Raw genomic sequence first — 23070 nt, 5'->3', positions numbered from 1 at the left:
CGTGACCTGCGGAAATGACACCTCTCCCTCTTCACCATAAAGGACTAAAACCCCAATAACCCCATAACGCGCAATGGCTTGCCCATACCGGCCCGGTGGCCGACCGCGTAAGGTCACCGCCATGACCGACCGACCCGGCAACCCCACGGAATCCGGTGACGGCAGCCTGCTCGGCCTGCTGCGGGAGCAGCGCACCGGCGCGCTCGTCACCCTCAAGCGCGACGGCCGCCCCCAGCTGTCGAATGTCGCCTTCGCCTACGACCCCGCGGCGCACCTCATCCGCATCTCGGTCACGGACGGCCGCGCCAAGACCCGCAATCTGCGCCGTGATCCGCGCGCGAGCTTCTACGTCACCAGCGGTGACCGCTACTCCTACCTGGTCGCCGAGGGAGACGCCGAGCTGACCCCGGTCGCGGCCGACCCCCACGACGCCACCGCCGACGAGCTGGTCGAGGTCTACCGCGCCGTCGCGGGCGAGCACCCGGACTGGGAGGAGTTCCGCGCGGCGATGGTCGCCGAGGGGCGGCTGGTGGTGCGGCTGCGGGCCCAGCGGGCGTACGGGTGGGGCCGGGAGAGCGGCCCGCTGAGCGGCCCGCTCGACGACTAGCCCACGGCCGGGGGGCCTTGACGCCTGCGGCGGACTCCCCTCCCCGCCCCTTCCCACAACTGGGGCTCCGCCCCGGACCCCAGGGTCCGGGGTCCGGGGTCCGGGGTCCGGGCCCCGGGCCCCAGGGGCCGGAAGCCCCTGCCCCGCGGCGGAGCCGCGCATCGGCACCCCCGGGCAGATTCGCCGGACACGGCCTGGCCAGGCCGTGTCCACGGCGGCCGCGGGGGGCTTCGCCCCTGGGCCCCCAGGGGGGGCCGGGCTCCGCCGCCCTACGGGCGCAGGATGAGCTTGCCCCGGGTGTGACCGGTCTCGCTCTGCTCGTGGGCCTTCGCGGCGTCGGCGAGCGGGAAGCTCTGGGCGATGAGCAACCGCAGCCGGCCGGCGGCGGCGAGTCGGGCGTGGTCGGCGAGGGCCTCGGCGGAGCGGTCGCCGCCTCCGGAGAAGGTGACACCGAGATCCGCGGCCTGGGCGTCGGCGATGGTGACGATGCGGTCGGTCGTCCCGCCGCGCAGCTCGATCGACACGGGCAGGGCCCCTTGACCCGCCGCGTCGTAGACGGCGTCGATGCCGCCCGGGGCGGCGGCGCGGACCCGGTCGGCGAGGCCCTCGCCGTAGGCGACGGGGATGGCGCCGAGCGAGCGCAGATAGTCGTGGTTGGCGGGCGAGGCGGTGCCGATGACCGTGGCGCCCCGGGCCACGGCGAGCTGGACGCCGACTGCCCCGACCGCGCCGGCGGCCCCGTGCAGCAGCAGGGTCTCGCCGGCCGTCAGCTGAAGGAGGTCGAGGACGCGCGCCGAGGTCTCGGCGGCCACGGGCAGCGCGGCGGCCGACTCCCAGTCGAGATCGGCCGGTTTGGGGGCGACGACGGTGGCCAGGGCGTATGTGGCGTAGGCCCCGCTGTCGGTCCAGCCCAGCACCTCGTCGCCCACGGACAGTCCGGTGACCCCGGCACCGATCTCGTCGACGACCCCGGACGCCTCCTGGCCGGGGATCACCGGGAACTCGGCGGGGCCCATCTGGGGCATCCAGCCACGGCGGATCTTGTAGTCGAGGGGGTTCACGGCCGCGGCCATGACCTTAAGCCGGACCTGCCCGGGGCCGGGGTGCGGCTCCGCCATCTCCTTGAGCCGCAGCACCTCGGGGCCGCCGTACTCCTCGTAGACGATCGCCTTCATATCTCTCACTCCAGGAATTCGCGGATTCGGATCAGGATTCGGATCAACAGCTCCATGCTCGGACCTGGCCGAAAGACCAGGCAGGACGCGGAGCGGGCCGATGACGCCGGCGGCCATGGACCTCACCGCCGCGGTGGAGGTGCGCAGGGCGCCCCCCGACCAGATTCCGCCGCGCCTGCCCGCCGCGCTCGCCGAGGTGATTCCGCACCGCGCGGTGGCCGAGCCGTCCAGCGATCCGGCCACCGCGCACCGGGAGCGGATGGCCTCGGAGGCCGCGCCGGGGCCGCTGGTCCAGTCGCGGGCGACGGCCGCGGCGCAGGCCGTGCCCTGCTCGGCGTGTTGCGCAGGCGCGAGCTGGACGACCCGACCGCCCGGGCCCGGGCGGTCGACCCGGCCGACGCCGCCCCGGTGGATTCCGGTCGAGCCGATCCGGCCGGGGCCGGACCCCGCCACGCGGTCCCGGCCAGGCCACCTTCGCGCGCTCCCGGGCAACGCGCTTTCCCCGCGCAACAATGAGCCACCGAATGATTACGTGTTGCGACCGGAACTGATCGATCGGTGTGCGTCCCTGACATGCATCGCGCAGGACTCCGTCCGGTATCCGCAACCACGAGCAAGGGAGTGTTCGAAATGCGGAGAACCGCAGGGGCGATCGCTCTGGGCGCCGCCCTGACCTTCAGCAGCGTGGCGGGAACGGGAGCCGGCGGCGTCGCGAGCGCCGCGCCCGCACAGCCGAGGAGTCAGTACCCGCCCTCGGCGCTGGTGCTCAGCTACGCGGAGGGGGAGGACTCGGGCTCGGCCCCGGTGCGCCGCGCGGTGACGCTGAGCTGCGCCCCCGCCCCGACCGGCACCCATCCGACGGCCCGCCGGGCCTGCGCCGAACTGCGCGCGGTCGAGGGTTCGTTCCGGGCGCTGACGGCCAGGACGGAGTCCGGCCGGGTCTGCACGCGGGAGTGGCGCCCGGTCACCGTCACCGCGGAGGGGGTCTGGGAGGGCAGCCGGGTCTGGTACGAGCACACCTTCCCGAACCCCTGCTTCAAGAACTCCGTCCGGAGCCAGGTGTTCGAGTTCTGAGCGCGTTCAGTGCTTCGGCGGGGCCCCGGACACCATCGCGGTGTCCGGGGCCCCGCCCCGTCAGCCCGTCGGCCCGTCAGCCGATCTCGGCTCCGTACGCCTGGAGCGCCTCCGGAACCGGCTGGAAGAAGGTCTCCCCGCCCGAGGAGCAGTCGCCGCTGCCGCCCGAGGTCAGCCCCAACGCGGTGTCGTCCGCGAACAGCGAGCCGCCGCTGTCGCCGGGCTCCGCGCACACGGTGGTCTGGATCAGCCCCTCGACCGTGCCCTCCTGGTAGTTGACCGTCGCGTCGAGGGCGGTGACCTCACCGTCGTGCACCTGGGTCGTGCTGCCGCTGCGCCGCACCTGCTGGCCGACCGTCGCCTCACCGGCCTTGGTGATGGCCTGCGCGCCGCCGTCGTAGAGGTCCACCTCGCTCGGGTGCGCGGTCTCACCGGTGTACTTGACCAGGCCGTAGTCGTTGCCGGGGAAGCTGCTGCCCGCGTTGGCGCCGATCTCCGCGCCGCCCTGCGTTTCCGACCAGCTGCTGATCGCCTCGGTGCAGTGACCGGCGGTCAGGAAGTACGGCTCGCCGTCCTTGACGACGTTGAAGCCCAGCGAGCAGCGCCCGCCCTGGCCCCAGATGGCGTCGCCGCCCGCGATGAACGTCCGGTACGTCCCGGCCGAACGCCTCACCTCGACCTTGCCGCCGAGCCCGTCGGCCACCTCGTTCAGCCGGTCGAGACGGGCTCCGCGGACCGTGCTGTCCGCCGTGACGACGACCTTGTCGGTCCGTGGGTCGACCGACCACGCGGTGCCGGGAATGGCCGCCTTGTTCTTCAGAACCGCGCGCGCCTCGCCGAGCTGCGCCAGCGAGTACTTGACCAGCCTGGCCTCGGCCCCGGCCGCGCGGACCCGGCCCGCGGCCGCCTGGTCCAGGACGTTGACCACCAGCTTCTTCGCCTCGGCGTCGTAGTACGCCCCGGCCGCGCCGCCCTCGAGGGCGGAGGTCAGGGCGGCCGCCGTCTTCCCGGCCTCGGCGGCGGAGAGCGAGGAGGGGGGCGGCGGCGGGGTGGGGGCGGCGTTGGCGGTCTGTAGGGAGAGGGCCCCGGTGGTGAGGGCGACGGCGGCGGTGACGGTGACGGCCACGCGGCGCCGAGATATGCGTCGGTGCTTCAACTCAGGCCTCCTGTGGGGGGTTGGGCCCGGCGGTGAGGTACGACGGGCCCGGAGGACTCATGGCACAGGCGCGCCTGCCCGCATGGGGGCGCGTCCATGCCAAATCGCGCCGATGAGTATTCCGGGGTGCGCGGGGCGCGTACAAGGTCGCGTACGCGTCGCGCGGAAGATCATGGAAATGCGCCCCTGGCGCGGGGAACGGCTGTGCGTGCGCACAGCCGTTCGCGGTCTCTCCCCCACCGGGCCGGGGGCTCAGGGGTCAGCCTCGGCCGGTCATGGCCCCGGGGCTCGCCTCCGCCCGCGGCTCACGGCGCGGGCGCTTCTCGGACGCCTCCACCGGCTCGGACGGCTCCACCGGCTCAGGCGGCTCGACCGGCTCGGAACGCTCGGGTGTCTCGACCAGCCCGGGCGCACCCGTGGACGCCTCGCCGACGGGCAGGCTCGCGGCCTGGTGTTCCGGGGGTGGCGGGGGGCCGTCGGGGTGGGCCGGCTCCGGGCTCCGTTCGAGGAATCGCAGCAGCTCAACCGGGATGGGCAGGACCAGCGTGGAGTTCTTCTCGGCGGCCACCGCCATCACGGTCTGGAGCAGCCGCAGCTGTAGCGCGGACGGCGATTCGGACATCTGCGCCGCCGCCTCCGCCAGCTTCTTCGACGCCTGAAGCTCCGCGTCCGCGTTGATGACGCGGGCCCGCCGCTCCCGGTCGGCCTCGGCCTGGCGGGCCATGGAGCGCTTCATGGTCTCCGGCAGCGAGACGTCCTTGATCTCCACCCGGTCGATATGCACACCCCACCCCACGGCCGGGCTGTCGATCATGAGCTCCAGGCCCTGGTTGAGCTTCTCGCGGTTGGACAGCAGATCGTCCAGGTCGCTCTTGCCGATGATCGAGCGCAGCGAGGTCTGGGCCATCTGGGAGACCGCGAAGCGGTAGTCCTCGACCTGGATGATCGCGTCCGCCGGGTCCACGACCTTGAAGTAGACGACCGCGTCGACCCGCACGGTCACATTGTCCCGGGTGATGCCCTCCTGGGCCGGCACGGGCATGGTCACGATCTGCATGTTCACCTTGCGGAGCCGGTCGAAGCCCGGAGCGATCATCGTGAACCCGGGGGGCCGGATCGCCGACCGCAGCCGGCCGAGCCGGAAGACCACGCCCCGCTCGTACTGCTTGATCACACGCGCCGCCGCCATCGCGTAGACAGCCCCACACGAGACCACGACCGCGCCTGCTGCCACAAGCTCCTCGACCATCACGGCCACCTGCCTGCCGTATCGCGAGCAATGCCCCGTCTGGGGCGCTGTTGTCCACGATAGTCCCCGCATCGACGCACCGGGGAGGGTCACGAGGGAACCCCCGCCCGGCGGGCCGGGCGGGGGTCACGGGGCTCAGCCGGAGGACCGGCCGCGGGTCGGTACCGAGCGTGGGGTTCGGTACCGGCCGTGGATCAGTAGACGCTCACTCCGTAGGCGTTCAGCGCCTCGACGACCGGCTGGAAGAAGGTCGTGCCGCCGGAGGTGCAGTTGCCGCTGCCGCCGGAGGTGAGGCCGAGGGCGGTGGAGCCGGCGTACAGCGGGCCGCCGCTGTCGCCGGGCTCGGCGCACACGGTGGTCTGGATCATGCCGTAGACGATGTCGCCGTTGCCGTAGTTCACGGTGGCGTTCAGCGCGGTGACCCGCCCGCTGTGGGTGCCGGTGGTGGAGCCGCGCCGGGTGACCGTCTGGCCCACGGTGGGGTTGGCGGCGCTGGTGATGTCCTGGCCGCCGACGGTGCCCTCGGGGGTCACCGAGCCGCTGTACCGGACCAGACCGTAGTCGTTGGTCGGGAAGCTGGAGCCGGCCGTCGGGCCGATGGTCGTGGTGTGACCGGAGTTCGACCACCAGGTGCCCGCGCCGTCGGTGCAGTGACCGGCGGTGACGAAGTAGTTGGCTCCGCTGCTGTTGCGCACGTTGAAGCCGAGGGAGCAGCGCCAGCTACTCGCGTAGATCGCGTCTCCGCCGGAGATCAGCTTGTTGATCTTGCCCGGGGTGCGCTTGACCTCGATGGCGTCGGCGTTCGCGCCGGCGGTGCTCTTGATCTTGGATATCTCGGCCTGCGAGACGGTGCTGTCGGCGGTGACGACAAGAGTGTTGGTCGCCTTGTCGACATACCAGGCGGTGCCCGCGACATCGGCCTCGAGGACGGCGCTGCCGGCCGCCTTCGCCTCGGCCGCGGTGAACTTGGGGGACGCGTCGTTACCGGCGTAGGCGGCGGGCGCGGCGAGCGCCGTGCCGGCCACCAGGGCCGAGGTGGCGGCGAGCAGCCCGAGGCGTCTCGCGTGCTTGTTGTGGGGGGCGTTGCGCTTGATCCTCAACTCTTCCTCCGCAGGAATCGGGGGTCCGCTTGGGTGGGCAGGCCCGTGAGGCGCAGTCATCGAGCACGTCGACCCGGGTTTCCGACGTGCCCCTGACAAGCGCTTCCGGAAGTATTCGTGGAGTCAACCGCAGCGCGCAAGAGGACAATTGAAAAAGTCACCAGCACAAATCGCATGGCCCCGGCGGCTTCCGGCCACCGGGGCTGTGCACCCATCCCCTCGGGTACCTGGTACGACGAGTGATCGGGGGATCAGGTTCCACTCCGGGCCCACGACTTCGCCCCGGGGCGCGCGAGCCCCAGATGTTCGCGCAGCGTGGTGCCCTCGTACCGGGTCCGGAACGCACCGCGCTCCTGGAGCAGCGGGACGACGCGGTCGACGAACTCGTCGAGCCCGCCGGGGGTCAGATGCGGCACGAGGATGAAGCCGTCGGCGGCCCCGGCCCGTACGAAAGCGGCCATCTCCTCGGCGACCGCCCCCGGGGTGCCGATGAAGGACTGCCGTCCGGTGACCTCGATGACGGTCTGCCGGATGGACAGCCCCTTCTCCTCCGAGAGCGCCCGCCACTTGGCGGCCAGGGCGAGCGGATCGCCGTGGCGCACCCGGCCCTGGACGATCCCGGAGTCGGGGTCCGGGTCGATGTCCGGGAGCGGCCCGTCCGGGTCGTATCCGGACAGATCGACGCCCCAGATCTGCTCCAGGGCGAGGATCGCGGTCTGCGGGGAGACCTGCTGCCGGCGGATCCCGGCGGCCTTCTCCCGGGCCTCGGCCGCGGTGTCGCCGAGCACGAAGGTCACCCCGGGCATGATCTTCAGGTCCTGGTGAGCGCGGCCGTAGCGGGCCAGCCGCCGCTTGACGTCGGCGTAGAAGGCGCGGCCGGCCGCCAACGTGCCGTGCCGGGTGAAGATGATGTCGGCGGCGGACGCGGCGAACTCGCGGCCCTCGCCGGAGTCCCCGGCCTGGATGATCACGGGGTGGCCCTGGGGGCCGCGCTCCACCCCGAACCGCCCCGAGATCCGGAACTGCGGCCCGGTGTGGACGACGGTGCCGGGGGTGCCGCCGTCCGGCCAGGAGTCCCACAGCTCGCGCGCCGTGGCGACGAACTCGGCGGCCCGGGTGTAACGGTCGGCCCGGTCCAGATAGCCGCCGCGCCGGAAGTTCTCGCCGGTGAAGGCGTCGGAGGAAGTCACCACGTTCCAGGCGGCGCGGCCGCCGCTGAGGTGGTCGAGCGAGGCCAGCCGGCGGGCGAGTTCGTACGGCTCGTTGAAGGTCGCGTTGACGGTGGCGGCCAGGCCCAGCCGCTCGGTCACGGCGGCCAGCGCGTTCAGCACCGTGATCGACTCCGGTCGGCCGACCACGTCGAGGTCGTGGATGCGGCCGTTGTGCTCGCGCAGCCGCAGCCCCTCGGCCAGGAAGAAGAAGTCGAACAGACCGCGCTCGGCGGTGCGCGCCAGGTGCTCGAAGGAGGAGAACTCGATCTGGCTCCTGGACCGGGGGTCCGCCCAGACGGTGGTGTTGTTGACGCCGGGGAAGTGCGCGGCCAGGTGCATCGTGTGCGCCGTCCCGTCGCTCATCGGACCGCCTCCCTCGGCTGTGCGTACCGGTTGGCCGGGCGGGTCAGGCCCAGGTGGTCGCGGAGTGTGGTGCCCGGGTAGAAGGTGCGGAAGAGTCCGCGGTGCTGAAGCAGGGCCACCGTGCCGTTGACGAACCGCTCCAGGTCGCGGCGCGGTACGGCGGGGGTGATGTGGAAGCCGTCCGCGGCCCCCGCGCCGTGCCAGCGCGCGATCAGCTCCGCGAGGTCGACCGGGCCCCCGCGGTACAGCGGAAGCCCGGCCGTCCGCGCCGCGAGCGGGCCGCTGGGCGGCGGCAGTTCGGCGGCCGGCTCGCCGTCGGACAGGTCGACCGCGACGGCGGCGAGCACGGTGAGCGCGTCCTCGTCGCGGCCGTATCCCGCGGCGCGCCGCCGCAGCTCCTCGCGGATCGCGCGGGCCGCCTCCGGGCCGGTGGCCCTGACGTACGCCACATCGGCGTGGCGGGCCGCGGTCGGCCGGGCCACGGGGTCGGTGGCGTCGACCGCGACGACCGGGTGGCCCTGCGGCGGCCTGGGCACGATGGACGGGCCGCGCACGCTGAACCGGGCGGACTCGAAGTCGATGTAGTGCAGCTTGTCGCGGTCGATGAAGCGGCCCGTGGCCACGTCGCGGATCTCGGCGTCGTCCTCCCAGCTGTCCCACAGCCGGGCGGCGACGTCCGCGACCTCCCCCGCCTCCTCCCACAGCTCCTCGGCGGGGGCCGCGGCGCGGCGGCCGATCAGCCGGGCCTCCGCCTCGGTCGTCGACACCTCGGCCCGCCAGCCCGCCCGGCCGCGGCTGACCCAGTCCAGGGTGGCCACGGCGCAGGAGAGGTGGAACGGCTCGGTGTGGGTGGTGGTGACGGTCGGCACCAGGCCGATCCGCCCGGTGTCGGGCGCCACGCGGGAGAGCACCGCGAGCGCGTCGAGCCTGCCCCGCCCCTCCCCCGGCGGGCCCAGCGAGTCGTCCAGGGTGACGAAGTCGAGCCTGCCGCGCTCGGCCAGGCGCGCGAGCTCGACGAAGTACGGCGCCCGGTACTGCCCGGTGCCGTCGATGGCGGCGGCCAGGTGGAGCAGCCGGGGCCGGGGCGCGGGGCGCGGTTCGGGGGGTGGCTGGGATACGGCCATGGTCAGGGGCCTTCCTGGGGGCGTCGAGGATGCGGTGGGCGCGCGCTCAGGCGGTGAGCTGGGCGGCGTGGTGTGGCGAGAGGGGGCGGAGCAGTGACAGCAGGGCGCGCGCCGTCGCGTCGTTCTGGCGGAAGGCGGGCGCGTTCGTACGGGGCCGGGCGAAGCCCCCGGAGGCGCGGGCGTCGGTGTGCGGGCCGAGCGCGAAGCGGCGCGGGTGGGGGCGGCCGGCCCGGTCCAGGATCCGGGCGTCGTCGGGGCTGACGGCGAGCAGCCCGGCCGGCGTTGCGGCCGCGCCGTCCCGGTGCAGCGAGCGCAGCAGCGGGTCGCGGCTGCGGTTCACGGTCGGATCGGGCAGCCGGGCCTCGACCAGCACGCGGGCCTCCACCCCCGGGCCCGGCACCCCGGCGCCGCTCGCCCGGAAGACCTTGCGCAGCGGGTCGGGGGCCACCCGCGTCTCCGGGCCGAGGAAGCGCACCACGCCGGCGCGAGAGAGCGCGAGCAGTTGGCGCAGCCGGGGGCCCGGCGGGCCGGAGGCGAGATAGCTGAAGAAGCCGTGCCACTGGCCGCCGATGTCACCGAGCCGGATCAGCTGGCCGTATACGGACAGCAGGGCGTGGAAGACCGCGAGGTCGGGGCTGTGCGCGGGGTCGTGGCGGCGGGCGAGGTCGGCCTCGATGTGCGCGCGCAGATCCCGCTGGAGGGCCTCATGGCCGTCGAACCGCCGCCCGGCCAGGGGCCGGTCGAGGGCGTCGAGGTCGAGCCGGTCCGCCGGGTCGGGGACGGCGGCGGCGGCCAGGGCGAGCAGTTCGGGGCCGCCGGGCGGGCAGGCGGCGTACGTCTCCTCGAAGTCGGGCCAGGGCATGGCCGTGCGCTCCGGGTGGGCGGTGAACAGCCGGTGGTAGTGGGCGAAGCCGAGCTCCTTGGCGATCAGCGGCAAGATGTCGCGGCGGTAGTCGGGGCGGCCGGGTTGCCGCAGCAGCTCCTCGACCTGGGCCGGCCCGAAGAAACGGGGCAGCGGCGGGCGTTCGCCCCACCACCGGTAGCCGATCTTGGAGCGGTACGGGACGCCGCGCCGCGAGCCGACGTGGAGCACGGGCTCGCGGCCGGAGGGCCGGTACGTCAGCTCCCCGGTGCCGTCGCCCCGCTCGTCGTAGCGCCCGCCGCGCCCCTCGGTGAGCAGCACCATCAGGTCGATGAAGGCGAGCCCGAAGCCGCGCACGATGACCGGCTCGCCGGGGCGCAGCCGGCTCAGATCGCTGTCGGCGGTGAACTCCGGGGGCAGGTGCACGAGCCCGTGTCCGGCGGCGAAGGCGGTGAGCGCGCGCTGTTCCGGTTCGGGTTCGGCGTCGAGGTGGCCGAGGGCGAGCACCACGGCGTCGGCGGCGAGCGGGGTGGCCCGCCCCTCCAGCCACACCTGCTGCACACCGTCGCGCGGTCCGGTGATCCGTACGGCGCGGCACTGGTGCCGGTGGACCGTGACGGCGGGCGGCAGGGCGGCCACCGACCGCTCGTGTGCCCAGGCCAGATAGGCGCCCTGGAGCCTTCTGCTGGCGAAGCCGCCGCCGGTCAGCGCGGCGGCCTCGGCGGCGAGTTCGGGGGACAGCTCGGGGGCGGGGCCGTCGGGGAGCGCCCCGGAGCGGACGTGCTCCGCCCATTCGGCGAGGGAGGGGCCGGGGCGGAGCGGCCCCTCGCACTCGACGGTGTCGTCCGTGAACAGGGTGACGTCCTCGGCGATGGAGTTCATCCACAGCAGCGGGGACTGGTCCGGGCGCCAGATCCGGCCGCCGCCGGGCGGGTGCGGATCGACCAGGTGCAGATCGAGCGGGGCCGTGGCGCCGTACAGCTCGGGGGCGTTGGCGGCGAGGCGCTCCACGAGGCCGGTGCCGCGGGGGCCCATGCCGACGATCACTAGGGCGGGGGGTCGGGAGGAAGGCGAGTCCGGACGCACGGACATGCGGAAGGCTCCGTCGGTTCGTGAGCGAACACGCCACTGGCCTTCACACCCGGCCGCGCCCCTCAGCACGGCCTGTCGCCGAGGCTAAGCCGTCCCCACGACCCGTTGTCAAGGCCGTCCGCACTGTGAACGGCGCGTCTCACGGCCAGTTGACGCGGAACCGGATGGCTGTTCCACTTGGGCCATGCAGCCACGTCAGCGACTGATCACGCGCGGACACATCGACTTCGGTCGGGTGTGGTCCGCGTCCTGTTCGGGTTCCTGTACGGGCTGACCGCCGCCTCCGCCTCTCCCGGCGTTCCGAGGCCCTGACCTGCCGCCTTCCGACCGTCCCGGTCCGCCGCGGCCTCCCCGAAAACCCCTGGGTTCACGCCGTACGCGCCTTCACCCACACCTCAGCGCTCTCCCCCTCCCCTCGCGCTTCCAGCTTCCCGTCCGGCAACCCTGCCCGGCAGTCCCCGCCCAGCAGTCCCCGTCTAGCAATCGCAGCCGCAGTCGCAGCCGTCACAGCAGTCGCAGCTACAGCAGTTTCCACAGCAATCGCAGCAGTCACAGCAGTCGCTACAGTCATCGCACTTGTGGCACCAGCCCTCGCGCGGCTCACCGCTCCACGGGTCGTGGTACGGGTCCTTGCAGCACACCTGGCAGGTGCAGAAGAGCCCGGCCCACACCGCGCATCCGGCTATCAACCCGCGCCGCCTGCGGTTCGGCGGCTCGGGCGGGGTACCGGGGCCGCCCGGGCCCGGCCCGTAAGGGTTGTTGATCCACGGCGACTGCGGCGGCGGTGCGCCCTGCGCGGCGTGCGGGGCGTGCGAGTCGTGCGCGGTGGACGGCCCGTGCGAGCAGCTGGTCGTGCCGAACGCCCGGTCCACCGCGCGCCCCAGCTCATGCGCCAGCAGGACGTGCGCGAGCTTGCCGTTCTCGAACTCCACGTCGCGCAGCGCCAGCCGCACCCCGTGCACCGCGTCGTCGCACAGCCTGCGCACCTCGGCCAGGTCCGCCCCGGTGGCCGTGATCGGGTTCCAGGCCCCGGACTCGGCGTCCTCGGCCAGGTCCTCCACCGCGTCCAGCAGATGCGCGAGCCGCCCGAAGAGCCGCCCCGCCTCCTCCAGCGGCACCCGGTTGCCGGGGCGTCCGGCCAGCACGGCGGTGTGTCCGAAGGCCGCGGCGGTCGCGGTCTCGGTCGGCTCGGTGACGGCCAGCAGCGAGGTGCCCGGGCCCGCGGCCCGCTCTATCCCCTCCTGCCGGTCGACCGCGTCGAGCAGCACGGCCGTGTCGAAGCCGAGTTCCGCGCCGCTGAGCGCACCCGCCCGGTCCCACCCGGCGGCGACCCTGCGGGCGGCCGCGGCGACCGGTCGGCGCGCCAACGCCCCGTCCCCGTCGGCCACATGGTCGCGTATCTTCGCCGAGGCCAGCACCAGGGAGATGGTGGCCGCCAGCCGCGCGCCCTCGCCCTGGGCGACCGACGCGGTCCGCATGCCGCGCAGCGGGCAGGGCCCGGCGGTCCGCCGCCAACCCTCCGTACCCCGCGACTGGGCCTCCACGAGCACCGAGATGACGAGTCCGTCGTAGTTGGTGGCGACCCTCGCGAACTGACCCCGGGCTCCCCGCAACGCGAGGCACAACCCGCACAGATGCGCCATCCACTCAGAGCGCAGTTTCTCCGACAGCCGGTGGCGGCAAGGGCGGATAATGCCAAACAACTTTCTCCCCGTTCACCCATACGTCCCCGGCGTCACCCGTCCGGCCCGGCGGAGTCTACCCATCACCTCGTCAGGGCCTGTCAGCAGGAGGAACTCTGATTCGCCGCCAAGCGTTGTGCACCAGTACCGTCACGAATCCCCTGTGCGGCCGCAATCCACGTGGCACACCTTCCGCATCATGGACGACGATAGAGGACGATAGAGGGGGCAGGTGCAGTACAGAGAGCGGCAGTGAAAGGAGGCGTCCATGGGATCGGTACGCAAGGCGAGTGCCTGGCTTGGCCTCGTCGACGACAGCGATGACGAGCGCTACTACGACGATGACTACGCCGAGGGACCCGAGCCCGGCGACGCCTGGGTGACCGACCCGCGGGTGCGGGTGGCCGACCAGGGCGCGCGGGACGAGGGCACCCGTATCGCCACGGTCACCCCCGAGAGCTTCCGGGACGCGCGCGGCATCGGTGAGATGTTCCGGGAGGGCGTGCCGGTCATCGTCAACCTGACCACCATGGAGCCCGGCGACGCCAAGCGCGTGGTCGACTTCGCGGCCGGGCTGATCTTCGGGCTGCGCGGCTCGATCGACCGCGTGGCCAATCGCGTCTTCCTCCTGACGCCGCCCGACTACGAGGTGCTCAGCGCCAACCGTAACCACGCCACGGGCTTCTTCAACCAGAGCTAGGCAGGCCGCTCACCGGAACGCGTCGAGTCCGGTGAGCGCCTTGCCGAGCACCAGTTGGTGCATTTCCACGGTGCCCTCGTAGGTGAGCACCGATTCCAGATTGGTCGCGTGCCGCATCACCGGGTACTCCAGGGAGATCCCGTTGGCGCCCAGGATCGTCCGGGCCGTGCGGCAGATCTCGATCGCCTCGCGCACATTGTTGAGCTTGCCGAAGCTGACCTGCTCGGGGCGGAGCGTTCCGGAGTCCATGCGCCGCCCCAGATGATGGGCGAGCAATACGCCCTTGTGCAGTTCCACCGCCATATCGGCGAGCTTGGCCTGGGTGAGCTGGAAGCCGCCGATGGGCCGGCCGAACTGCTCGCGGGACCGGGAGTAATCCAGCGCCGCCTCGAAACAGGCCCGGGCCGCGCCCATCGCGCCCCAGACGATGCCGTAACGGGCGTGGCTCAGACAGCTCAGCGGGCCGCGCAATCCGGTGACCTCCGGCAGTACGGCGTCCGCGGGCAGCCGCACCTCGTCCATCACCAGCTCGCTGGTCACCGAGGCGCGCAGCGACCACTTGTGCCGGATCTCGGGGGCCGAGAAGCCGGGGCTGTCCGTCGGCACGGCGAATCCCCGGATGCCCTCGTCCGTCCTGGCCCACACCACGGCGACCCCGGCCACCGAGCCGTTGGTGATCCACATCTTGCGGCCGGTGAGCACCCAGTCCGAGCCGTCCCGCTTGGCGTGGGTGCGCATCGCGGCCGGGTCCGAGCCGTGGTCGGGCTCGGTCAGCCCGAAGCAGCCGATGACCTCGCCCGTGGCCATCCGGGGCAGCCACCGCTCCTTCTGCTCGTCGGAGCCGAAGCGGTGGATGGCGTACATGGCCAGGGAGCCCTGCACGGACACCAGGGAGCGGATCCCGGAGTCGGCGGCCTCCAGTTCCAGACAGGCCAGCCCGTACTGGACGGCGCTCGCGCCCGCGCAGCCGTATCCCGTCAGCGACATGCCGAGCGCCCCGAGGGAGCCGAGCTCGCGGGCCAGCTCCCGGATGCCGGGCAGCTCGCCGCGCTCGTACCAGTCGGCGATGTGCGGCAGGACGCGGTCGGCGGCCCATTGGCGCACGGTGGCGCGGACGGCGAGGTCCTCCGGGGCGAGCAGGTCGTCGATCCCGAGCGGGTCGGTGGGGTCGAACGGCGGCAGGCTGCGGGTGGGGCCCTCGGACATGGTTCGCCTCCGGTTCCGGTGCGGTGCGGTTCGGCTGCGGCTCGCTGCTGCGGGCTGTTCTCTCCCGCAGTGTGATCGTTCCGGTCCGGTCCGACGCTACGGCCGGGTAATCCCCGCCGTCCAGACCGCGCGGGTCCGCCCGCCGGCGGGCCGGGGACCGGGGGTCAGCCGGAGGACTCCGCGCCGACCGCCGCGTGGTCGGGGCGGGGCGCGCGCGGGGCGCCCACGCTCCGCGCCGTGCCGTGGGCTGCTTCGGGGGAAGCATCGGGGGCGGTGTCGGGGGCGGCGGCCGGCTCCGCCTCATGCGCGGTGTCCGCCTCATGCGCGGTGTCCGCCTCATGCCCGGCGTCCGCGTCACGCGCGTCGTCCGACCCGCGCCCGGCGGCCGTGCCGTCGACGTCCTCGTCGGGCGCGCACTCCATCGACTTCGGCAGCCGCAGCGCCGCCAGCGCCCCGACCAGCAGCAGGCCCGCGCTGACCACCAGCGTGACATGCAGACCGTGGACGAAGGACTGCCGCGCCGCCGCGCGCAGCGCCCCGCCCTCCGAGCCGCCGATCCGGTCCGAAACCTTGTAGGCGGCGCCGAGCGACTGGCTCGCGGCCTGCCTGGCGTGCTCCGGAACGCCCTTGGCGGAGGTGACCCCGGGCGCGTAGGCGGCGTTCATGACGCTGCCGAGGAAGGCGATGCCGATGCCGGCGCCGAGCTGGTAGGAGGTCTCGCCGATCGCGGCCGCTCCGCCCGCGGTCTTGACCGACGCCTCGTTGAGCATCGATTCGTAGGCGCCGAAGAGCGTGGTCTCCAGGCCGAAGCCGAGGAAGAGGAAGGCGCCGACCAGGACCCCGGGCCGGTCGGACTGGCCCATGACCACCAGCGACAGCACGGCGGCCGCGGTGAGCGCGAAGCCGAAGGCCACCATGATCCGGGGGCCGAGCCGCTGGAGCATCCGGGACCCGGCGAGCCCGGCGGCCATCGCGGCGAGGGTGAGCGGCAGCAGCCGCATGCCCGTCTCGAGCGGAGTGAGGCCGAGGACGAGCTGAAGGTACTGGGCGGCTATGAGCTCCAGGCCGACGAGCGCGAGCAGCGCGAGCACGATGCAGCCGACGGAGATGCTGAAGGCGCTCCTGGAGAACAGCCGCAGGTCGACGAGCGGGTGCTTGCGGCGGCGCTGGCGGCGTACGAAGAGCGCCAGCAGGACCACGCCGAAGAGGGCCGGGGCGGCGGTGAGGGGCGCCAGCAGGCCGGCGCCGCTGCCCACCCGCTTGACGCCGAAGATCACGCAGAACAGCCCGCAGGCCGCCATGACCGCGCCCAGCACGTCCCAGGGCCCGTCGCGGTCGCCGGTGGACTCCGGCAGCAGCCAGCGGCCGACGGGCAGGGCGACCACCATCAGCGGGATGTTGATGAAGAAGACCGAGCCCCACCAGAAGTGCTCCAGCAGGAAGCCGCCGAGCAGCGGCCCCGCGGCCGCGCCCACCGCGGCCACCGCGCTCCAGACGCCGATGGCCAGGGCCCGCTCGCGGCGGTCCGGGAAGACCTGGCGCAGGATCGACAGCGTCGCGGGCATGATCATCGCGCCGCCGACGCCGAGCAGGGCGCGGGCCACGATGAGGATCTGCGGGGTGGCGGCCATGGCGGCGAGCGCCGAGGCCGCGCCGAAGAGGGCGTAGCCGAGCAGCAGGACCCGGCGGCGGCCGACCCGGTCGCCGAGCGTCCCGAAGAGGATCAGCAGGGAGGCGCAGACCAGCGGGTAGGCGTCGACGATCCACAGCAGCTCGATCGCGCCCGGCCGCAGGTCCTCGGAGACGGCGGGAACCGCGACGTGCAGGACGGTCGCGTCGACCGCGACGAGCAGCAGGCTGACGCAGAGCACGAGGAGCACGACCCAGCGGTTGGACCCGCCCGACGCGTCGGTGCCGCGCCATTGCCGGGGAACGCCGGCCGTCCGTCGATCGCCGGCAGTGGTCGTCCCGGACATAAACCGCACCTCCCTGTCGTGCGCTCGCGGCCCCTCGGGCGCGGGATGTCGCATGCTGAAGACGTCCGGCGACCCGGCGGCGAGGGCGAGTGGATGGTCAGCGTACGCGAGTCGTCACGCGGGCCGTGTGGCCCATCCCATGTTGAGACCCACGTCGCAGGGGTGAACGCAGGCGTACGTTCCGGTGTCCCCCATTTGTCCCTCCCGTCATCCCGCGCCGCCCCCGACGCATCCGCGCCATCTGTCCTGAACCCGTCCCTGAACCCGTCCGCCCCCTCGTCCGGAGCCGGTCCGGCGCCCGTCCAAGGCCCGTCCGGCGCCCGTCCGGAGCCGGTCGGTTCACCCCGATCACGCCTGGATAATCGGGTCCGTGACCGAACTGCTCCGAGCCGGTACACCGGCCGGAAAACACGACGAACGGGCAAGCCGCCCGGTTCCCGCCGCCCTGCGCCGGGCCGCTCCGGCGCTCCTCGCGTATGTGGGGACGCGGCTGCTGGGTGTCCTGGTTCTCTCGGTCTGGGCCGCGGTGGCGGGCAAGAGCTGGCACACGCTGCTCTCCGCGCGCTGGGACTCCATCTGGTACTCGCGCATCGCCGAGGAAGGCTACGGCTACACGCTCCGGCTGCCCGACGGTTCGGTCCACTCCGATCTGGCCTTCTTCCCGCTGCTGCCCTGGCTGGAGCGGCTGATCTCGGCCGTGACCCCGCTGGACGCCCCGGACGCGGGCCTGGCGGTGAGCTGGGTCGCGTCGCTGTTCGCCGCGTGGGGGATCTTCGCGATCGGCGACCGGCTGCACGGGCGGCGCGCGGGCACGGCGCTGGTCGTGCTGTGGGCGGTGCTGCCCGTCGGCGTCGTGCAGTCGATGGCGTACTCCGAGTCGCTCTTCACGGCGCTGGCCGCCTGGGGGGTGTACGCGCTGCTGACCGGGCGGTGGGTGTGGGCCGGGTCGCTCGCGGCGCTGGCCGGGCTGACCCGGCCGGTGGGGGCCGCGGTGATCGCGGCGGTGTGGATCACGGCGGCCGTGGCCCTGTCCCCCGACGGGCGGTGGCGCCGCGCCTGGCGCCCCGAGCACCGGCGGATGCTGCTGGGCGTGGCCCTCGCGCCGCTCGGCTGGCTGGGCTATGTGGCCTGGGTGGGGGTGCGGACCGGCAGCGTCACCGGCTATCTCGACGTCCAGGCCGGCTGGCGGAACGGATTCGACGGCGGCGTGGCGTTCGTGCGCTTCGTGTGGGGCCTGCTGGTCGGGCCGGCCTTCCCGGCCGGGCTGGGGCTGCTGGGCGGCGTCGCCCTGCTGATCTGGCTGTTTCTTCGGTGCGTACGGCGGGGCGAGCCGCTGCCGGTGCTGGTGTACGCCGGGGTGGTGCTGGCCCTCGCGCTGACCGCGAAGGGCTACTTCGGCTCCAAGCCGCGGCTGCTGCTCCCCGCCTTCCCGATCCTGCTGCCCGCCGCGACCGCCCTGGCCCGCCTCCGTACGTCCAGGGCCGCGCTGATCCTCGCGTGGGTGGGGCTGGCCTCGGCGGTGTACGGGGCCTTCTGGCTGAACGGGACGGGCCCGCCGTAACCGGAGCCCCCGAGGGCCGGCCCCGACCGGCCGGAGCCACTGGGCGACGGGCGGGGAAACTCCGCGGAACGCCTCGGCTAATCGCCGATAAACGACACTGTAAGAATTCCATAAAGAAGTCGGGGAGCCGCTTCGGGAAGGCGGCTCTCGGAAAAGCCGCGGCCACCCGCGGATTTCCGTCGGAATGGCGCGCCCTAAAACCCGGTACGAGACCGACTCCACATCACATCGTCATCACAAAGCGACCTGATCGACCGAAGTGGCCTGTCACGCAATGTAACGTCGATTGAGTGCGTACCGATGACAAGCTCCCTCAGGTGGTGGGGCGCCCGACCGATCTGGTGCGACCGCGCATGACCCGGACACGCCGCTGGCTGCTCGGGTCGACCCTCGCGGTATACGCGGCGACCGTGATCGGGGTGCTCACCACCTCGTGGCTGGTGCAGTTCGACTGGCAGGTCATGCTGTTCCGGCCTTACAAGCAGTGGCCGCAGTTCCACACGTTCCTGGACTACTTCGTGGTCATGGGCCAGCGCGGCCCCACCGCGGTGGCGGTGACCGCCTGGCTGGGCTGGTGCTGCCACAGGCAGCGCACCATGCGCCCGCTGCTGGTGCTGGGGACGTCCCTGCTGCTGCTGAACATCACCGTCGGCGCCGTCAAGCTCGGCTTCGGCAGGCTCGGTCCGCACTACGCGACCACCGTCGGCTCCAGTGAGATGTGGGGCAACGGCGATATATTTCCTTCGGGTCACACCGCGAACGCGGTGGTCACCTGGGGTGTGCTGGCCTATCTGGCGACCACTCCCCGGGCCCGCAGGGTCGCCTCGGTCATCGCCGCGGTCTTCGCCTTCGGCGTCGGCATGACCACCGTCTACCTCGGCACCCACTGGGTCAGCGATGTGGTGCTCGGCTGGGCGGCCGGGGTGCTGGTGCTGCTGGCCCTGCCGTGGCTGGAGCCCTCGATGGCCCGCGCCGAGGTGCTGCTCCGGGCCCTGCTCCGCAAGGTGCGCGAGCGCCAGATGCCCAAGCTGCCGCCGGTCTCCCTGCCGGTGGCCGGTTCGGCCCTGACCGCGCCGCGCGTGGCGCGCGACGACGATCTGCCGACCCGCGAGACGGTGGGCGTCGCCGCGGCGCATGTGGCCGAGGCCCGGCCGCACCACCCGCTGCGGCCCCATCCGCTCCGCGCGGAGCGGGCCGTCACCCCGGGCGGCAGCCGCCGCCCGCCGCACGCGGACCGGCTGCCGCACACCGAGCGGCTGCTGCCGCACACCGACCGGCTGAGGCCGCCCGCGGGCCGCGGGCGCACGGCCACCGGCGGCTGAGCCGCCGGCAGGCCCGCGGGGGCGGTACGCACACCTCTCCCCCCGGCCCCGCCACGCACCGACGGCCCCGGACGCTCTCGCCGAGCGTCCGGGGCCGTCGCCGTGTCGGCCACCTCGGCCGGTGTCCCGGTGGGGCGTGGGGCGGGCCGGCCGTCAGCCCTTCCAGCAGCGCTTGACGGTGTGGTCGGCCACTTCGAAGTTGATCCGCCCCCGCAGGTACTCCATGGTGATGATGGCCCCCGTCGGGAGTGTGCGCACGGTGGTCCAGCCCCGTTCACGGGCCCGCTCCTGGGCGGCTCGGGCGTCGAGGCCCACATAGCTGTCGAAGTCGTCGTCGGGTTCGGCGGAGGGTGTCGGTACAGGTGCCATGACGCCACCGTATGCGGCGGGACACGGCGGTGGAACCCGGCTCTCCACGGCCCGCCGACACACTCTCACCCGTATCGCGTACCCCACTCGTCACACTTGTGTCACAGAAAACACGCCCGGGTTTCCTTCCTTCTCTGTCACTCGTACGTGGCCCCTGTTGACGGCGCGAAGGTGACGCCGAGTTTTCTTTGTTATCCCGCGTATTGCCGCCACTCGAATATTGGTGGAGACCATCTCGCGGCAACTCCCGGGGAATTCCCGACCCCCGACGGAAATCCGCCACCCACGCTCGCGGAGCACACAATTCCGCCACAAACCGACCGGGCTCCGAACCTCGCGTTTACCTTCGGCCGCCGCGGTACCCGGAACAGCAGCCGACGCAGCTGGACGCGCGTTGAGCCACTCGGCACGGCCTTGCCGCCGAGAGAGTGACGCTCGGGGCGCACCCCCGCGCCCGCCCGCGCCCGTGCGCCCGCCGTGCGCATCATGGCCACAGCCCAAAGCCCGCCGAAGCCATGCAGAAGGAGCGCAGATGGGGTCGGAGACCGCGCAGGCGGCTGCCGGGCCGACACAAGAGCCGCGCGTGGGCCGGGTTCTGGTGGACTGGCTGACCACCACCGACCACAAGAAGATCGGGCATCTCTATCTGATCACCGCATTCGGCTTCTTCCTGGTGGCGGGGGCGCTGGCGATGGTGATGCGCGCCGAGCTGGCCAGGCCCGGAATGCAGTTGATGTCGAACGAGGCGTACAACCAGGCGTTCACCATGCACGGCACGATCATGCTGTTGCTGTTCGCGACTCCGGCCTTCGCGGGTTTCGCCAACGAGATCATGCCGCTCCAGATCGGCGCGCCGGACGTGGCCTTTCCGCGCCTGAACATGCTCTCCTACTGGCTCTTTCTGTTCGGCGGGGTGATCGTGATCTGCGGCCTGGCCGTGCCCGGCGGCGGCCCGGACTACGGCTGGACCGCGTACGCCCCGCTCAACAGCGCGGTCCGCTCCCCCGGCGTGGGCGCCGACATGTGGATCATGGGGCTCGCGATGGCGGGGTTCGGCACGATCCTCGGCGCGGTGAACTTCCTGACGACCATCATCACCATGCGCGCCCCGGGCATGACGATGTTCCGGATGCCGATCTTCACCTGGAACACCCTCTTCACCTCGGTCATGATCCTGATGGCCTTCCCGGTGCTGGCGGCGGCGCTGCTGGTGCTGGAGGCGGACCGGCGGTTCGGGGCGCTGGTCTTCGACGCCCGGTTCGGCGGCGCGCTGCTGTGGCAGCATCTCTTCTGGTTCTTCGGCCACCCCGAGGTGTACATCATCGCGCTGCCGTTCTTCGGCATCATCACCGAGATCATCCCGGTCTTCTCCCGCAAGCCGGTCTTCGGCTATGTGACCCTGATCGGCGCGACGATCGCCATCATGGCGCTGTCGATGATGGTGTGGGCCCACCATATGTTCGCGACCGGCGCGGTGCTGCTGCCCTTCTTCTCGCTGCTGTCGTTTCTGATCGCGGTGCCGACCGGGGTGAAGTTCTTCAACTGGATCGGCACCATGATCGGCGGCTCGCTGTCCTTCGAGTCGCCCATGCTGTGGGCGGTGGGCTTCCTGGTCAGCTTTCTCTTCGGCGGCCTGACCGGGGTGATCCTGGCGTCGCCGCCCATGGACTTCCAAGTCACCGACACCTACTTCGTGGTGGGCCACTTCCACTACGTGGTCTTCGGCACGGTCGTCTTCGCGACGTTCGCGGGGTTCTACTTCTGGTGGCCGAAGTTCACCGGCAAGCTGCTGGACGAACGGCTCGCCCGGATCCACTTCTGGACCCTGTTCACCGGCTTCCACCTCACCTTCCTGGTGCAGCACTGGCTGGGCGTCGAAGGCATGCCGCGCCGCTACGCCGACTATCTGGCGGCCGACGGCTTCACCGCCCTCAACACCGTCTCCTCCATCGGCTCCTTCCTGCTGGGCATGTCGACCCTGCCGTTCCTCTACAACGTCTGGAAGACCACCAGACACGGCGCCGTGGTGACCGTGGACGATCCCTGGGGGTTCGGCCGCTCCCTGGAGTGGGCCACCTCCTGCCCGCCGCCCCGGCACAACTTCCACGCCCTGCCGCGCATCCGCTCCGAGTCCCCCGCCTTCGATCTGCACCACCCGAGGTTCGCCGCGGCCGCGGCGGCCGAGCGGGGACCGGGCCCGCGGGGCCCGATCAGTCCAGGGCCCGGCTCAGCCGGTCCCTGAGCTCCCGGACGTGGTCGGTCAGCTCGACCGGCTCGCGCACCTCGAAGTCCAGGCCCATCAGGGCGATATGGATCACCATGACGTCCAGGCTCCCGGCGCCGCAGTGCAGCAGACAGCTGTGCTCGTCCACCGGCTCCAGCACCCCGGCCGCCGGCGGGACGTGCTCGGCCGCCCGCTCGGCCGACACCCGCAGCAGCACAGTGGCCCGCGCCGCGTACGCGGTGGTGGACACGCCCTCGCGGACATACGCGGCCAGGTCCTCGGCGGGCGGGCGGCGCGGATCGAAGCGCGGGCCGTGCGGCGGCGTCGGGGTGATGCGGTCGGCCCGGTACGTACGCCAGTCGGCGCGGTCCACGTCCCAGGCGACCAGGTACCAGCGGCGCTGCGCGGCCACCAGCCGGTGCGGCTCGGCCGTACGGCGGCTGACCGCGCCCTTGTGGTCGCGGTACTCGAAGCGCAGCTGCCGGGAGTCCCGGCAGGCGTTCGCCAGCTCGGTCAGCACCGCGGGGTCGACCGTGGGCCCGCGGAATCCCCCCATCAACGGCACGGTGAAGGAACTCAGCGCGCTCACCCGGCGGCGCAGCCGGTCCGGCAGCACCTGTTCCAGCTTGGCGAGCGCGCGCACCGAGGTCTCCTCGATGCCCTCCACCCCGCCGCCCGCCGCCTGGCGCAGCCCCACCGCGACCGCCACCGCCTCCTCGTCGTCGAGCAGCAGCGGCGGCAGCTGGGCGCCCGGCCCGAGCTGATAGCCACCCGCCGTCCCGGGGCTGGAGTGCACGGGGTAGCCGAGTTCGCGCAGCCGGTCGATGTCGCGGCGCACGGTGCGGGCGGTCACCTTGAGGCGGTCGGCCAGCTCCGCGCCGGACCACTCGCGGTGAGCCTGGAGCAGGGAGAGCAGACGGAGCAGACGTGCCGAGGTCTCCAACATGGCGCCGAGTGTGCCAGCCGTCGAGGACAGAGGCTGTCCTCGACGGCCGGGAAGCCGGCGTCAGCCGCTGA

18 protein-coding genes are annotated in these 23070 nt (G+C 72.8%); 6 read left to right on the top strand and 12 right to left on the bottom strand.

The genetic code is table 11. From position 1 onward, the window contains the following. Window positions 1-121 precede the first annotated feature (121 nt). Entirely contained in the window at window positions 122-607 is a 486-nt protein-coding gene (locus ABTY62_RS39225; RefSeq protein ID WP_352134147.1) for a PPOX class F420-dependent oxidoreductase, read from the top strand. Between the two features lie 269 nt (window positions 608-876). Here the strand turns inward: ABTY62_RS39225 and ABTY62_RS39220 are convergent, their stop codons facing one another. After that, on the bottom strand, window positions 877-1782 hold the full coding sequence (locus ABTY62_RS39220) for an NADP-dependent oxidoreductase (RefSeq protein ID WP_352134208.1): 906 nt from the start codon (window positions 1780-1782) through the stop codon (window positions 877-879). 630 nt (window positions 1783-2412) lie between these two features. On the opposite strand from ABTY62_RS39220, the gene ABTY62_RS39215 reads away from it, so the two are divergent. Then, on the top strand, window positions 2413-2856 hold the full coding sequence (locus ABTY62_RS39215) for a subtilase-type protease inhibitor (RefSeq protein WP_352134146.1): 444 nt from the start codon (window positions 2413-2415) through the stop codon (window positions 2854-2856). Window positions 2857-2932: 76 nt separating this feature from the next. Here the strand turns inward: ABTY62_RS39215 and ABTY62_RS39210 are convergent, their stop codons facing one another. The 7 genes from ABTY62_RS39210 to ABTY62_RS39180 all read right to left on the bottom strand — a co-directional run bounded on the left by ABTY62_RS39210 (window position 2933) and on the right by ABTY62_RS39180 (window position 12716). Next, complete coding sequence (locus ABTY62_RS39210; protein WP_352134145.1) at window positions 2933-4012, bottom strand: S1 family peptidase; 1080 nt, start codon at window positions 4010-4012, stop codon at window positions 2933-2935. Window positions 4013-4271: 259 nt separating this feature from the next. Next, window positions 4272-5261, bottom strand: a complete 990-nt coding sequence (locus ABTY62_RS39205; RefSeq protein WP_352134144.1) for a slipin family protein — start codon at window positions 5259-5261, stop codon at window positions 4272-4274. Window positions 5262-5455: 194 nt separating this feature from the next. Further along, window positions 5456-6361, bottom strand: coding sequence for a S1 family peptidase (locus ABTY62_RS39200; RefSeq protein ID WP_352134143.1), 906 nt, complete (start codon window positions 6359-6361; stop codon window positions 5456-5458). A gap of 251 nt (window positions 6362-6612) precedes the next feature. Further along, the gene (locus tag ABTY62_RS39195) at window positions 6613-7935 is read right to left on the bottom strand and encodes an NtaA/DmoA family FMN-dependent monooxygenase (RefSeq protein ID WP_352134142.1); all 1323 of its coding nucleotides are present in this window, start codon (window positions 7933-7935) and stop codon (window positions 6613-6615) included. Next, window positions 7932-9059, bottom strand: coding sequence for an LLM class flavin-dependent oxidoreductase (locus ABTY62_RS39190; RefSeq protein ID WP_352134141.1), 1128 nt, complete (start codon window positions 9057-9059; stop codon window positions 7932-7934). The genes ABTY62_RS39195 and ABTY62_RS39190 overlap by 4 nt, the downstream gene beginning before the upstream one ends. Window positions 9060-9105: 46 nt before the next feature. Further along, window positions 9106-11013 (bottom strand): FAD/NAD(P)-binding protein, encoded by a 1908-nt coding sequence (locus tag ABTY62_RS39185; protein ID WP_352134140.1) that lies wholly within the window; start codon window positions 11011-11013, stop codon window positions 9106-9108. A gap of 476 nt (window positions 11014-11489) precedes the next feature. Beyond that, complete coding sequence (locus ABTY62_RS39180; RefSeq protein ID WP_352134139.1) at window positions 11490-12716, bottom strand: DUF5685 family protein; 1227 nt, start codon at window positions 12714-12716, stop codon at window positions 11490-11492. Between the two features lie 247 nt (window positions 12717-12963). Here ABTY62_RS39180 and ABTY62_RS39175 point away from each other — a divergent pair, with 247 nt between their 5' ends. Then, complete coding sequence (locus ABTY62_RS39175) at window positions 12964-13395, top strand: cell division protein SepF (RefSeq protein ID WP_352134138.1); 432 nt, start codon at window positions 12964-12966, stop codon at window positions 13393-13395. Window positions 13396-13404: 9 nt separating this feature from the next. Here the strand turns inward: ABTY62_RS39175 and ABTY62_RS39170 are convergent, their stop codons facing one another. Both ABTY62_RS39170 and ABTY62_RS39165 read right to left on the bottom strand, forming a co-directional pair. Further along, window positions 13405-14601, bottom strand: a complete 1197-nt coding sequence (locus tag ABTY62_RS39170; protein WP_352134137.1) for an acyl-CoA dehydrogenase family protein — start codon at window positions 14599-14601, stop codon at window positions 13405-13407. A gap of 164 nt (window positions 14602-14765) precedes the next feature. Beyond that, window positions 14766-16577 (bottom strand): MFS transporter, encoded by a 1812-nt coding sequence (locus ABTY62_RS39165; protein ID WP_352134136.1) that lies wholly within the window; start codon window positions 16575-16577, stop codon window positions 14766-14768. 370 nt (window positions 16578-16947) lie between these two features. Here ABTY62_RS39165 and ABTY62_RS39160 point away from each other — a divergent pair, with 370 nt between their 5' ends. Beyond that, a complete protein-coding gene (locus ABTY62_RS39160; protein ID WP_502997609.1) occupies window positions 16948-18138 on the top strand; it encodes a mannosyltransferase family protein in 1191 nt (396 codons plus the stop codon). A gap of 290 nt (window positions 18139-18428) precedes the next feature. Then, a complete protein-coding gene (locus tag ABTY62_RS39155) occupies window positions 18429-19460 on the top strand; it encodes a phosphatase PAP2 family protein (protein WP_352134135.1) in 1032 nt (343 codons plus the stop codon). Between the two features lie 153 nt (window positions 19461-19613). Here ABTY62_RS39155 and ABTY62_RS39150 read toward each other — a convergent pair whose 3' ends face one another. Then, the gene (locus tag ABTY62_RS39150; protein WP_352134134.1) at window positions 19614-19829 is read right to left on the bottom strand and encodes a proteinase inhibitor I78; all 216 of its coding nucleotides are present in this window, start codon (window positions 19827-19829) and stop codon (window positions 19614-19616) included. A gap of 532 nt (window positions 19830-20361) precedes the next feature. Between ABTY62_RS39150 and ctaD the strand changes: the two genes are divergently transcribed. Further along, window positions 20362-22071 (top strand): aa3-type cytochrome oxidase subunit I, encoded by a 1710-nt coding sequence (gene ctaD, locus ABTY62_RS39145; protein ID WP_352134133.1) that lies wholly within the window; start codon window positions 20362-20364, stop codon window positions 22069-22071. On the opposite strand, the gene ABTY62_RS39140 is transcribed toward ctaD, so the two are convergent. Continuing rightward, window positions 22040-22999: a helix-turn-helix transcriptional regulator gene (locus ABTY62_RS39140; RefSeq protein ID WP_352134132.1), complete on the bottom strand. Its 960-nt coding sequence runs from the start codon at window positions 22997-22999 to the stop codon at window positions 22040-22042. The two genes, ctaD and ABTY62_RS39140, sit on opposite strands and share 32 nt — an antisense overlap. Window positions 23000-23070: the final 71 nt, after the last annotated feature.

Source organism: Streptomyces sp. NPDC097640, from assembly GCF_040302705.1.
Lineage (GTDB): Bacteria > Actinomycetota > Actinomycetes > Streptomycetales > Streptomycetaceae > Streptomyces.
The sequence above is the reverse complement of the archived record's forward strand: the minus strand, read 5'-3'. Positions and strand labels throughout refer to the sequence as shown.

Excerpts from the sequence above, each read along its gene's own strand:
- ABTY62_RS39225 (WP_352134147.1), top strand. The coding sequence starts at position 122 with ATGACCGACCGACCCGGCAACCCCACGGAATCCGGTGACGGCAGCCTG.
- ABTY62_RS39220 (WP_352134208.1), bottom strand. The coding sequence starts at position 1,782 with ATGAAGGCGATCGTCTACGAGGAGTACGGCGGCCCCGAGGTGCTGCGG.
- ABTY62_RS39215 (WP_352134146.1), top strand. The coding sequence starts at position 2,413 with ATGCGGAGAACCGCAGGGGCGATCGCTCTGGGCGCCGCCCTGACCTTC.
- ABTY62_RS39205 (WP_352134144.1), bottom strand. The coding sequence starts at position 5,261 with ATGGTCGAGGAGCTTGTGGCAGCAGGCGCGGTCGTGGTCTCGTGTGGG.
- ABTY62_RS39195 (WP_352134142.1), bottom strand. The coding sequence starts at position 7,935 with ATGAGCGACGGGACGGCGCACACGATGCACCTGGCCGCGCACTTCCCC.
- ABTY62_RS39190 (WP_352134141.1), bottom strand. The coding sequence starts at position 9,059 with ATGGCCGTATCCCAGCCACCCCCCGAACCGCGCCCCGCGCCCCGGCCC.
- ABTY62_RS39185 (WP_352134140.1), bottom strand. The coding sequence starts at position 11,013 with ATGTCCGTGCGTCCGGACTCGCCTTCCTCCCGACCCCCCGCCCTAGTG.
- ABTY62_RS39175 (WP_352134138.1), top strand. The coding sequence starts at position 12,964 with ATGGGATCGGTACGCAAGGCGAGTGCCTGGCTTGGCCTCGTCGACGAC.
- ABTY62_RS39170 (WP_352134137.1), bottom strand. The coding sequence starts at position 14,601 with ATGTCCGAGGGCCCCACCCGCAGCCTGCCGCCGTTCGACCCCACCGAC.
- ABTY62_RS39165 (WP_352134136.1), bottom strand. The coding sequence starts at position 16,577 with ATGTCCGGGACGACCACTGCCGGCGATCGACGGACGGCCGGCGTTCCC.
- ABTY62_RS39150 (WP_352134134.1), bottom strand. The coding sequence starts at position 19,829 with ATGGCACCTGTACCGACACCCTCCGCCGAACCCGACGACGACTTCGAC.
- ctaD (WP_352134133.1), top strand. The coding sequence starts at position 20,362 with ATGGGGTCGGAGACCGCGCAGGCGGCTGCCGGGCCGACACAAGAGCCG.
- ABTY62_RS39140 (WP_352134132.1), bottom strand. The coding sequence starts at position 22,999 with ATGTTGGAGACCTCGGCACGTCTGCTCCGTCTGCTCTCCCTGCTCCAG.